9 protein-coding genes are annotated in these 12,489 nt (G+C 41.3%); 2 read left to right on the top strand and 7 right to left on the bottom strand.

Annotated elements, in window-relative coordinates; translation table 11 throughout:
- Nucleotides 1-18 precede the first annotated feature (18 nt).
- Nucleotides 19-3,345 carry a TonB-dependent receptor gene (locus KXQ82_RS18845; protein ID WP_219490180.1) on the bottom strand — a complete coding sequence of 1,109 codons (3,327 nt, stop codon included), beginning with the start codon at nucleotides 3,343-3,345 and terminating at the stop codon, nucleotides 19-21.
- Between the two features lie 202 nt (nucleotides 3,346-3,547).
- Entirely contained in the window at nucleotides 3,548-6,487 is a 2,940-nt protein-coding gene (locus KXQ82_RS18840; protein WP_219490176.1) for a M16 family metallopeptidase, read from the bottom strand.
- Nucleotides 6,488-6,666: 179 nt separating this feature from the next.
- On the opposite strand from KXQ82_RS18840, the gene KXQ82_RS18835 reads away from it, so the two are divergent.
- Entirely contained in the window at nucleotides 6,667-7,317 is a 651-nt protein-coding gene (locus KXQ82_RS18835) for a hypothetical protein (protein ID WP_219490172.1), read from the top strand.
- 30 nt (nucleotides 7,318-7,347) lie between these two features.
- Here KXQ82_RS18835 and KXQ82_RS18830 read toward each other — a convergent pair whose 3' ends face one another.
- The 5 genes from KXQ82_RS18830 to KXQ82_RS18810 form a co-directional block, all read right to left on the bottom strand.
- Entirely contained in the window at nucleotides 7,348-8,226 is an 879-nt protein-coding gene (locus KXQ82_RS18830) for a hypothetical protein (RefSeq protein WP_219490171.1), read from the bottom strand.
- A gap of 111 nt (nucleotides 8,227-8,337) precedes the next feature.
- Nucleotides 8,338-8,574, bottom strand: a complete 237-nt coding sequence (locus KXQ82_RS18825) for a cytochrome b5 domain-containing protein (protein ID WP_219490168.1) — start codon at nucleotides 8,572-8,574, stop codon at nucleotides 8,338-8,340.
- Between the two features lie 50 nt (nucleotides 8,575-8,624).
- Nucleotides 8,625-9,305, bottom strand: coding sequence for a lycopene cyclase domain-containing protein (locus KXQ82_RS18820; RefSeq protein ID WP_219490166.1), 681 nt, complete (start codon nucleotides 9,303-9,305; stop codon nucleotides 8,625-8,627).
- On the bottom strand, nucleotides 9,302-9,874 hold the full coding sequence (locus tag KXQ82_RS18815) for a hypothetical protein (RefSeq protein WP_219490163.1): 573 nt from the start codon (nucleotides 9,872-9,874) through the stop codon (nucleotides 9,302-9,304). The genes KXQ82_RS18820 and KXQ82_RS18815 overlap by 4 nt, the downstream gene beginning before the upstream one ends.
- Nucleotides 9,871-10,716: a phytoene/squalene synthase family protein gene (locus tag KXQ82_RS18810; protein ID WP_219490160.1), complete on the bottom strand. Its 846-nt coding sequence runs from the start codon at nucleotides 10,714-10,716 to the stop codon at nucleotides 9,871-9,873. Before KXQ82_RS18810 ends, KXQ82_RS18815 begins: the two co-directional genes overlap by 4 nt.
- 139 nt (nucleotides 10,717-10,855) lie before the next feature.
- Here KXQ82_RS18810 and crtID point away from each other — a divergent pair, with 139 nt between their 5' ends.
- Entirely contained in the window at nucleotides 10,856-12,346 is a 1,491-nt protein-coding gene (gene crtID, locus KXQ82_RS18805) for a bifunctional phytoene desaturase/3,4-desaturase (protein WP_219490157.1), read from the top strand.
- Nucleotides 12,347-12,489: the final 143 nt, after the last annotated feature.

The raw sequence follows: 12,489 nt of genomic DNA, 5'->3' as shown, positions 1-12,489 counted from the left end.
ATTGAAATTTAAACCTAATTAAAAGCTGTAACGTAAGCCAAATTGCATTTGGTAACGTGATGTAAACAGGTCAACCTGGTAAGGTACTCCTGGGTCTGTAAATTTGTAGGTTGGATAAGCACCTACAAAACCGTTTGGTACAAAGGCTGGACCACCTGAAGCACCCGGCAATTTACTAACTGTAGTTAAACCAACGCTGGCTGTTGAATTGAATGTATTTGATGAGAAGTAATAGTGTCCCCAATCTTTGTTCAACAGGTTGGTCAGGTTGATGATATCAAAAGTAAATGTGATGATTTGTTTGTGTTTGGTACCAAAGTTAAAGTCCTGCGTAAAGCGGAAATCAAGATCAGTATTCCATGGTGTGCGAGCAGCATTACGCTCGGTAAACTGTCCACGGCGAGTTGTCAGGTAGCTATCGGCGTTAATAAAGTTATCAAAGGCTGTAGCTTGTGCCTGCTCTGCAGCGGTTGGTGTAGCCGGTGTATTGCTAAAGAAGTTAATAGTTTCGCCAACTTTAGGAATGTAAGCTACGTTAACCTGCTGGCCTGTACCATCAACAGTGGTGTTGTAGAAACCAAATGTGTATGGGTTACCCGATTGAGCGCTCAGGAAGAAGGTAAAATTAGATACCATGCTTTTGTTAGTACCCCAGGCTAACCTGTAGTTAACTGTTGATACGATGCGGTGACGAACATCAAAATTTGAGTAAGCAGCCTGCGGATCGTTAGGGTTACCTGCCTGGTTCAACTGCCAGTTAGATTCCATTGAGTTACGGATACCGTTGGTTACGTCTTTACTTTCGCCGTAGGTATAAGCTACGTTAGCATCTAAGCCAAAAGGGAAAGATTTTGCTACCTGGCCGGTTACGCTATAACGGTAACCTTTATTGGTATTTGACAGTAAGTAAGCATTGGTAAAGTTACCCGATGTGTTTTGTTTGATAAAAATAGGCTGTACGTGATCAACATCGTAAGGGTAATAAGTTACTTTATCAACTGTATTTACCTGTTGGAATTTCAGGTCGCGGATAACGTTTGTATAAATCCCTTCAACTGTAAATTTCCATTGATCGGCAGTTTTAAAGTCGAACGCTAAGTTGCTTCTCCAAACCTGTGGCATTTTAAAGTTGTTGTCAATCATATCCACCTGAGTTGCACCGCTTGCGCTGGTGTTAAAACCCTGGCTGTTTGCAAATGTTAAACCACCATTGCTTGGTGCTGCCACAGGCTGGCCGCCCGGAACAAATGCATTGGTATTATTTTTATCATAAGCACCGTAAGTTACACCGTTGTTATAAAACGCGTAACCAAACCATGCGAATGGAACACGGCCGGTAAATGATCCTGTACCACCACGGATGATAATGCTTTGATCGCCATTAACATCATAGTTAAATGATACGCGTGGGTTAATCTGAATATTACCTAAATAGTTATTGGTAATATCTTTTGGCAAAGTGTAAGTGTAAGTATTACCATAATTAGCATCAACACCGGCGCCGGTTGTTTTAGCGCTTAATGGTTGTTTTGTGGGTACATCAGCATAATCAAAACGGATACCTGCTGTAATTTTTAAATTATCAGTAGCCTGTATCTCATCCTGCGCATAAGCACTCAGCAGGTTTACGTTAAACTTAGCTGAAGGGTTAGCTAAGATATAATCGCGGGTGTTATTGGTATAGTTGTAATTTGTACGGTAACGTGTAGGGAAGTTACGTAAAAAGTTTTGGATACCTGTTTGAGCAGGGTCGCCAACAGTAGGGATATCTTTAGCGGTTGAGCCATAAGCAATACGGCCGTTCCAGGCATTTACAAAGTTGTAAGTAATATCGTAAAACTCGTTATGTGTACCAAAGGTAAAAGTGTTAATACCTTTAGTTAATGTTACGTTATCGGTAAACTCCATTGTTTTTTGGCGCATATCAAAAATAGCAGCCTCACGGTCGGTACCTAAAAATATGGTAGTACCCGGCGAGTTACCTGCAATCTCAATTTGCGGTAAAGCAGGGTTTGAGCTCGGGTCGCGATAATCGTGAACATTTGAATAACCTAACAATAAGCTATTGCTAAGGCTGCTGCCTAATTTTGATTTTAACTCACCAACAAACGATGTTGAGTTGTTATGCGAAGTATAATCAATACTACCAAAACGGAAGTTAGCACCATCGCGCTCTAAGTTTGAAGCAGTTGATATAATGGTGTTGTTACGCAGTGTTAACTGGTTTTTATCATTAATATTCCAATCTAAACGATTGAAAAACTTATTAGAGTTAGAAAATATGGTAGTATTGTCATACGTACCTGCATCATAACCGCTATATGATTTAAAAGCGGCTGCGATGGCTTGTGCATCAGTTATTGACAATATGGGATTAGCACCTGCCGAACCTGCACCACTAATAACAGGGTCTTGCCTGCGTGCAATCTCTTCGTTGGTAAAGAAGAATAATTTATCTTTTACTATCGGGAAACCTAAACGGAAACCGGCCTGGTAGTCATGAAATTCGCCTGGTTCGCTTGCGCCATCACCACCCGAAAGTACAGGTGCGTTGTTAGGGCCTACTAAACCTGCGTTACGGCCATAAGCAAATACCGAACCTGTTACTTTGTTGGTACCGCTACGGGTTACAGCGTTTATACTGCCACCTAATACGTTACCTATTTTAATATCATAAGGAGCAACAAAAACCTGAACATCCTGTATCGCGTCAAGCGAAACCGGACTGGTACGTGTACTGCTGCCTACCTGGCCCGATTGATTGGTTTGGCCACCTAATGATGGGCTGAAACCTATCGCATCGTTATTAATAGCACCATCAAGCGTTACGTTATTGTAACGAAAGTTAGTACCCTGGAATGAGTTGTTAGCACTTTGTGGCGTAATGCGGGTAATATCCTGCAGGTTACGGTTAATTGAAGGCATCCTTCTGATCTGGGCCTGGTTAACATTGGTACCTGCACCGTTTTTGGTAGCACCGCCTACTATGTTTACCGTTTTTAGTTCGGTAGTGGCATCTATCAGTTTAAAGTTATAGATGGCTGTACCTAAACTCAGGGTAACATCGGTTCTTTCATCTTTTTTGTATCCGATAAAAGTAGCTGTAATAATGTACGGGCCGCCCGGATTAACGTTTTGGATAGAATAACGACCATCGGCGTTGGTTTGCGCGCCGTAGCGTGTACCTGTGCTTGTATTTACTGCCGATACGGTTACGCCCGGTAATACAATGCCTTTCTGATCAACAATTTTTCCGCTGATCACCGCACTGGTCAGCTGCGCATTTGCTATACCGGCAATAGCGAGGAAGATACCGGTTAGAATGAATTTGTAGAGGTTTTTCATTTTTGTGCTTTAATTGAGCACAAAGGTTCGGTTACTGCATTAAGTATATGTTAATAGTAGATTATGTTTAGTTGCAATAAAAGTTAATTAAATATTAACAAATGTTGTTTTATGTAAATTTAATGTAAACAACTCTGATGAATTAAAGCAAGAATGGCCCCCGTTAATACGGGAGCCATTCTAAAAACAGTATCTTAACAGGTTAATAACCAAATATTTCTTTTAAACTCAGCTTGGTCAATTCTCCATATTTCTTTAAGTCGTCATCACTAACCCTTTTTTCTGATGCTACCACACAATAGGTGTATGGTTTATTTTTTAACACATCGGTGTGAAATTTCTTAACATCGGCCAAATTCATTTTTTCAATGCTATCAAAAGTGGCTTTACGTATATCATAATCAACACCACGGCGTTGGTTGGCCAGGTAATTAAACAATATAGCATCTTGGGTAATACGGTCTGTCTCTAATGATTTACGGATGTTATCCTTAGCTGCATCTAATACTTTTTCAGATTCCGGCATATCGGTCAACAGTTCGTTCATGCCTTTAATGGCTTCATTAAACTTGTCGGCCTGGGTACCTACATAAGCCTGCACGCTGTAACGGTCATCTTTTTTAGCAGGTGTTTGGTAAACCGCGTAAGTTGAATAAGCCAGTGCTTTAGATTCGCGAATGGTTTGGAACACAATACTGCTCATACCGCCACCAAAATAACCATTAAACAATTCAACAGTTGGTGTTTGCGTGTTATCATAGGCATTGGTATTTAATATCCAATCTATCTCGGCCTGTACCATATCAAAATTGGCAAACAATACTTTGTTTTGCGTTTGCGATATTTTAGTAAAGGTTTTACCTGCAGGGTATGGCTTAAAGTTAGCAACAGGCATTTGGTGTATGCCTGCAAGCTTTGTTGCCGCTACGGTAGCAGTTAACGGGCCATAATATAAAATGGTGTGCTTATAATTTGCCAGATCATGCAATATCGCTACCAGCTCGTCAGCAGTTACGGCATTCAGCTCATCATCGCTTAAAGCATAGTTGTACGGGTTGTTGGCACCATATTGAGCATAGCTTACCAGGCCGCTCATAATAGCGCCTTTATTTAGCTTGGCATTTTCGCGCGCCTTTTTCAAACGGACCTTTAAACCTGCTAAAGCTTTTTCATCGGCTTTGCAATTGGCAATCAGGTTTTCGTATAATTCAACTGTTTTACTGAAATTTTCTTGCAGGCCATTAAAGGTAACTGTGGTTATTTCGCCGCTTGCACCCAGGCTGTATGATGATGCCAATTTGTAAAATGCTTTACTCACATCGTCGGCTGTCATTTTATCTGTACCCAGGTATTGCAGGTATTGCGCTGCAAGGCTAAACAGTTTATTGTTCCAGGTACCCATATTATACCTGTAGTATAAACGGAACAGGCTATTATCCTTGTTTTGTACAGCAAGCAGATCAACAGGGCCAACTTTTGCTTTTTGGATATCTTTATTATAATCTAACCACACAGGAGCTATCCTGTTGGATGGAATTTCGCCTACCATTTTAAGGAATGGCGATTGCGCGTCGCGGTTTACCTCAACAGCGGTAATATGCGGCTTAACAACTTTTAAAATGTTTTTGTCTTCGCCCTGGTGTTTGTAAACAATAACAAAATTTTTGTCGCCAAGGTATTTATTCGCGAAAGCAATCACCTGCGCTTTTGTTATTTTAGACATATCGGCAACGTTAGCCACATCTGTGCGCCAGTCAATACCGGTAGTAAAATCGTCCATCAGGTTTGATGCACGCGAGTAGTAACCTTCATTACCTTGTATTTTGCTCTTCTTGGCATTGTTTACTATAGATGAGATCAGGTCATCAGCAAATTCACCCTTTTTCAGTTTCTCTATCTCTTCCAGCATCAAAGCTTTTACATCATCAAGCGATTGCCCTTTTATAGGGTTACCCTGCAGCAACAATACGCTATAATCTTTTAAGGTGTATGAAAATGCGCTTGCGCTTAGCAGTTTTTGTTTTTTGGTAAGATCAAGATCAAATAAGCCTGCTTTACCATTGGTTAACATATCGCCAACAAGGTTAAGTAACTGAGCATCGTGCGTAGCTGCTCCCGGGAAACGAAAAGCAATGGTAAGATTTTCGGGGTTAGGGCCATAAACATCACGTTGTACCGGCGCGGTTATTGGCTTCTCGGGTGCAAAAGTGTAAAGCGGAACCGGTTTAGTTTTCATATAACTAAACTTTTGGTCTATCTTTTTCACCATTACATCGGCATTAAAATCGCCCGACATGATGATACCCATATTATTAGGTACATAGTAGTTATAGTAATAATTACGTATCTCTTTTAACGATGGGTTTTTTAAGTGCTCAATAGTACCTATAGTAGTTTGCTTACCATAGTTGTTATTAGGGAACATGGCTTCAAACATGGCTTCCTGCACTTTGCGCGGGTCGTTATCCAAACCACGGTTCTTCTCTTCATAAACAGCTTCCAGTTCGGTGTGGAACAAGCGCAGCACCGGGGCACGAAAACGCTCTGCCTGCAGGGTAAGGTATTTATCAACCGCCGATGCCGGGATATCATCCGTATAAACGGTCTGCTCAAAGGAGGTAAAGGCATTGGTGCCCTGGCCACCCATTGATGCCATCATTTTATCATACTCATTAGCTATAGCGAATTTTGCTGCCTCGCCCGATGTTTTATCTATCTTCTCATATATCATCCTGCGCTTTGCAGTATCGATGGTTGAGTTGTATTGCTCATACAGTTCATCTATCTGGTCGAGCAATGGTTTTTCTTTGGCCCAATCCAACGAGCCATATTTGGTTGTTCCTTTAAACATCATGTGCTCCAGGTAGTGTGCCAAACCGGTGTGATTAGCCGGGTCGGTTTTGCTACCCGCCTTTACCGCGATGAACGATTGGATGCGCGGCTCTTTTGTAGTCGGACTTAAAATAACGGTAAGCCCGTTTTTTAATACATAGAAGCGCGAGTGTGTTGGATCGCCGGTAACATACTTGTAGGTGTAGCCTCCCGATGTGGCGGTTTTCCATACATAGGCGGTTTGTGCAAAGGCCCCGCCTATGCTCAAACTAATAAATAAAACAGCAGATAACAGTCTTTTAGTTTTCATTTAAAATAATTTAGCGTTTAAATATAAGGCTATAAGGCATTAAAGCCAAATGATATTGGGTATAAATAGATTTTTTTAATATACTAATTCTATATAATAAGTCACATATGGCATATTCATTTTTTCGTTAAACCTTTTATATTTAAAATAAAGTTTAATATTTTTACTTAAAGTGTCACATGCAAACAGCACCGGCAGAAAAGCAAACACGTAATTCAAATTCAATTGCCACAGAAAGCCTGGGACGAAAGGGTTTGACCATGCCTGCTGTGCCGGCTTTTCAAAAACAAGTAGCTGCCCCGCCGCCAGTGCAAAGAAAAGAAGATGTTGAGGTTATTAAAGGTGTACCTACAGGCATTAATACCCTTCCGGTACAACGGCAGGCGATTGATGTGGCGATTGAGGGGACCGAATACGGTGCAAATGCCGACACGTTAAAAACCACCGGATTGGGCAACTGTGTAGCCATAATAGCGTATGATGCCGCCAATCAGGGAGCGGTTATGATACACTACAACACCATGTATGCCATGGATGGCGAGGAGTATGACCCTGTATCAAGAAAGAGAGCATTTAAATATAAAGCATCAGAGTTTGATGCTGTTAAAGCCACATTAGCTGAAAAGCTAACAGAAAAGGTACCACAGGCAAATGTAAGGTATACAATTGCCATGGGCTTGGAGTGGTCTAACGTTGACCAACAAACACATACCTGGAAAGCACGCCATAATTTAATTATAGCTATGCAAACTGCATTTGGTGTTTCGCCAAAATTAGCGGCAAAAACGGTAACATTTACAGTTGCTAACTCAAGTTTGGTAGCAAGTTAAAAAAACGATATGGGCAACATTAACGCTAAACTAATGCCTTGCACCGGCAGCTATGGGATGTAAAATATCAAATACACGGGTTTCGTGCTTTAACAATAATTTAGTCTGAAAACCCTTTGTATCGGGCATAAAACAATGCTTATTTGCCAATGCCTTACTTTGCTGGCCTTTGGTTATCAGCTTCATTAACAGGGCATCAATAGCATTACCCAATGGATTATCAAAAATCATTTCAAAGGCCGACTTTATAAACGAACTTTTAACCGGCTTTGCCGATGACAGACGCATAATTTTATTGGGCAGATACTCGCCAGTCCAGGTATTGGCGGTATAAAACCTTTCGAACAGGGCATCTCCATGTAAGGGTATCAGGGTAACTATTTCTATGGCAGTATATAGCGTTTTTTCTGGCACCTCTAATTGCTCTTCATCAATGTAATAATGGGTACAAAAGTGATTTTGCTTAGCTCCAAAAAAACGGAGTTTTTTTATGATACTTATTAGTGATCGTGCAATCCACAATCGGTTTTTGGCTGTGATGATAAACAGTTGAATATCTTTATCTCCATTGATGAAGTTTTTAGATAAAGCGCCTGATACCGCAATACCGCGTATATATGGAAACTTGATAAGCACATTGCTCAGCTTACCGGCAAAATTCATCATCTCAATGGCCTTTTTGTTGCTGTTAACCCTACGGGTAATCAATAAGGGATCGTTCTTTAAGCTGTAAAATTTATCAAACCTATAAACCAATTCGTTTAATACTAAACACTGCAAAGTATCATCAAACTGGTATTGAGGGTACCTGTTTTTTAAGAACAGGTATATCTCCCTACCCATTAAGGGGTAATCAAACATATCAAAATATGCAAGGGCAGATATAATATCTTCTTTAATTTTAAACATGGCGTTTTACTATTATGCAGGGGGAAAGCAATATATACCTCAATGACGATGCAAAACATAAATTGGTTGCCAATACGCCTGATTACTTTGCCGGGATGCAATGGGATGCTCTTAGCCTAACCTGCCTACTACTACAAACTTTTCAAACACGGTTTCGGTATGGGGGGCGTCTTTTAACTCGTCGGTAAGGTCTTGTCCGGCCCAGTGTTCGTAGTGTTTTCCATTGCGCCACAGGCGGCTGTCGGTAACATCATAAATTAACCCCTTAAGGGCAACCCATATTTCGGGTTTATCCTGCCCGTTGCGCAAAGCAAGCTGACTTTTGGTATAAATGTGCAATTCGGACATGGCTAAACAAACATAGTAAACTATCCTTACAACCAAACATGCACTAATGGCTAATGAACCAATGAACGCTTTTTAAAATACTCAAAAAAAGCAATGTTCATTAGCAAAAGTACCAGCAGGTAAAAATGATCTTCAAGGGGTATGGTAGCAACACGGCTATGCAGGTTTTGCGCGTTATTGTACATTACTATGGGGATAGATGTTAAATAGCCATTTACCAGGTAAAACGGCAGTAAACAAACTGCGTAAGCTACATAAAACCTATTTAGCCATGGCGCTTTAAAAACAAAGCGTACCAAAACCAATGCAAAAAAAGTAAGCGCTAATGTAACAAAGGTGTACAGTTTATTGTAGTTAAAACTGCAGTTTAATAAAGCGTAAACTATTACAGCAGTTGTAATGGTATCTGCTACGGCTGCCGGTAGTTCCCATTTTACGTAGCGATTAAGGCAGGCATAAATAAATATACAGGCAAAGGGCACGGTTAAAAAAAACAGCACTTCTTCCAAGGGGAGTTGAAATATTTTGATGCCCAAAATGTAATCATCATTAAAACTCCAAACACCTTGCATGGTAAAAAACACATCCCATACTAAAAAGAACAGGCCGGTTATAGCCATACCCGGCCAAATAAATTTCCAGCATTTATAAAAGGCCACGCGCTTATCAAAACTGAGCAGCAGCGGGAACAGTATGGTTAAAAAATTAATGAGCAGGTAAGTGTACTTCATTTCAGTTCGGCTTGTTGTTTATGAAGAAACTCGTTCTGCTGGGCTGTACATTTTTTAGATTCGAGCAGAGTTTTTACAATATTGGCGGCTACCTGCTTATCGGCTGTAGCATAGTTTTTAGCGGCAAGCATGGCAAGCATTTCGTCGCGGTCTTCGGCTATGTGTTTGGCCATGCCTAAAAACGCAGGCAAATGGTACTCTACCGAAAAGCGTAGGTACCGGATCTCGATATTATGCGGATCGGCGGTGATGGCCTGCTGCATTATTCTTTGCCCCGAGTTGAGGTATTTTATTTTAGAATAGGGGTTCCAGGCATGTTTGCCCTTTAGTGATTCGAGTATACCCACATAACCCATAATTACCGGAGGTTTGACTTGGATTTTATTAAGCACGGTATAAAGCGAGTCGGTAGTTTTACTGCTGTTAATGGCTTGCAGTAATTTTTGGCGCAGTTGTTTTAGTTCGGGAGCCTCATCGGCTTTAGCCGAAAAAGTAAATAAGGCGAATAACAAAAAACTGCAGGTGCGTAATGCTACCACCTTTAAGGGGTAATTAAAAATCGACCTCATAATACACCTAATTTGAATGCTACAACAGCCCTGGCGTATAATACCATTTTTTGCACTCCCGGTATCCGTACCCGTTGTTGCATAATGGTACAGGCGGATGTAGCCTTTATCTTTTTAAACAGCGCCAGATAATACAGGTAAGCAATATAAACCCCCAGGCGCGTGCCTTTGGGCAATTGCTTTATCCCGGCAAGGGCATCGTCAAAATCGGTTTTTATATCAGCTTCTATTTGTTTTTTTTTCTTTTCGGCGAAATTAGCCAGATCAACCCCGGGGAAATAGGTGCGGCCACGCTCTTCAAAATCAGCTTTTACATCACGCAAAAAATTGATCTTTTGAAATGCCGAGCCTAAGCTTCGCGCATTGGGCAGCAAACTTTGATACCGTCTTTCATCGCCATCGGTAAATACCCTCAGGCACATCAGGCCAACTACTTCGGCCGAGCCATAAATGTATGCTTTAAAACTTGAGGTATTGTAAGTGTTGCGGTCAAGGTCCATTTCCATGGAGCATAAAAACGCGTCTGTTAACTCCCTTTCAATACCATACTCATTCACTACCAACTGGAACGATTGCAGCACCGGGTTTAAACTGATGCCCGCATCAATAGCAGCGAAGGTATCCCGGCGAAAACCAGCTATCAAGCCCTGCTTATCATGCTCATGGAAAGTATCAACTATCTCGTCAGCATAACGTACAAAACCGTAAATGGCGTAAATAGCATCGCGGTACCGCTTATCAAAAGCATGAATGCCATGGCTAAACGATGTACTGTATTTATTAGTAATGAGTTTGCTGCAGGCAAAGCTGGTATTATTATACAGATTGGTATTGATAGCCATTAATGCAAAAATCAATAAAATATTGTAAAGCTCATGTTTCGGCGCAATTTATTTAAGGGTTAGTTATGAATGCAAAAATGCTACAGGTAATTCAGCATTATTTATCCCGGTAAATTGCTTAATTTGCCCAACTCACATTATGCCTCATCCAAAAAACATTATCGTTATCGGTGCCGGTTTCGCCGGATTATCTGCCGCATCTGTTTTAGCCAAAGCAGGCCATAAAGTTACTATCATTGAGAAGAACGACCAGCCCGGCGGCCGTGCGCGGGTATGGCAAAAGGATGGCTTTACTTTTGATATGGGCCCATCATGGTATTGGATGCCCGATGTGTTCGAAAACTATTTCGCCCTTTTCGGGAAAAAGGTTTCGGATTATTATGACCTGAAACGCCTCGACCCTGGTTATCGTATTTTTTATGGTGAGGGGGATGAGGTGATGGACGTACCTGCTGATCGCGAAAAGCTGGATGAACTTTTCGAGCAAACCGAACTTGGCAGCAGCGAAGCGTTGGAGCATTTTTTAATACAGGCCAAGTATAAGTACGAAGTTGCCATGTGCGATTATGTTTTCCGCCCATCGCATTCTATTACCGAGTTTATTGATATCCGCCTTATCCGCGAAAGCCTGCGCATACAAATGCTAAGCAACATGCGCCGCCATGTACGCAAATACTTTAGCAACCAAAAATTGGTGAAAATGCTGGAGTTTCCGGTGTTGTTTTTAGGCGCTACCCCGCAAAATACTCCGGCCATGTACAGCCTGATGAACTATGCCGACCTGGTACTGGGCACATGGTACCCCATGGGCGGCATGAACCAGATAGTTAAAGCGATGGTAAATGTAGCAACAGAATTAGGTGTAGAGATAAAACTTGATACAGGCGTAACACAAATAAATGTTGACGGAAAAAAAGCGCATAGCGTTAACACAACAAACGGCACTTTTACAGCCGATCTTATAATTGCCGGTGCAGACTATCGCCATGTTGACCAGGATCTTGTTGAAAAGCAGCACCGCAACTATACCGAACAACATTGGGATAAACGGGTTATGTCGCCGTCAAGCTTATTGTATTTTATTGGGTTAGATAAAAAGCTGGATGGCATTGAGCACCATAACCTGTTTTTTGATGAAGATTTTGATGAACACGCTCACTATATCTACACCGATCCGCAATGGCCCGATAAGCCATTGTTCTATGTATCGTGCACATCAAAAACCGACAGCAGCGTTGCGCCCGAAGGATGCGAAAACCTGTTTTTTTTAATGCCTGTTGCCCCGGGGCTTGAGGATGACGAGACGATCCGCGAAAAATATTTTGATTTAATGATCGATCGCTTTGAGCGGGTAACCGGGCAAAGTATCTGCAATAACATCATTGTTAAACGGAGTTATGCACATAAGGATTTTGTAAACGATTATAACTCATTTAAAGGCAATGCTTACGGCTTAGCCAATACATTATCGCAAACGGCATTTTTTAAACCTGCCATGCGGGCAAAAAAAATAAAGAATATGTTGTACACCGGGCAGCTTACCGTACCCGGCCCGGGTGTACCGCCTGCAATTATATCGGGGCAGGTTGCGGCAAAAGAGGCATTGAAGATATTTAGTGGTAAGAAATAACAAAATTAACTTTGTAACTTAAGTGTTACAATCACTCGTCTGCGTCAGTTAGATATTTTAAAATTGCTTTATTCAACTTAGTTTTAAAAAATTAAAAACTAAGCTCGCTTTTTACTAATTTCGTTACACCTGTTTATACGCCG

It is taken from the genome of Mucilaginibacter rivuli (assembly GCF_019391655.1).
In the GTDB taxonomy this organism is placed as follows: domain Bacteria; phylum Bacteroidota; class Bacteroidia; order Sphingobacteriales; family Sphingobacteriaceae; genus Mucilaginibacter; species Mucilaginibacter rivuli.
This window is presented reverse-complemented; position numbering and strand designations above follow the sequence as displayed.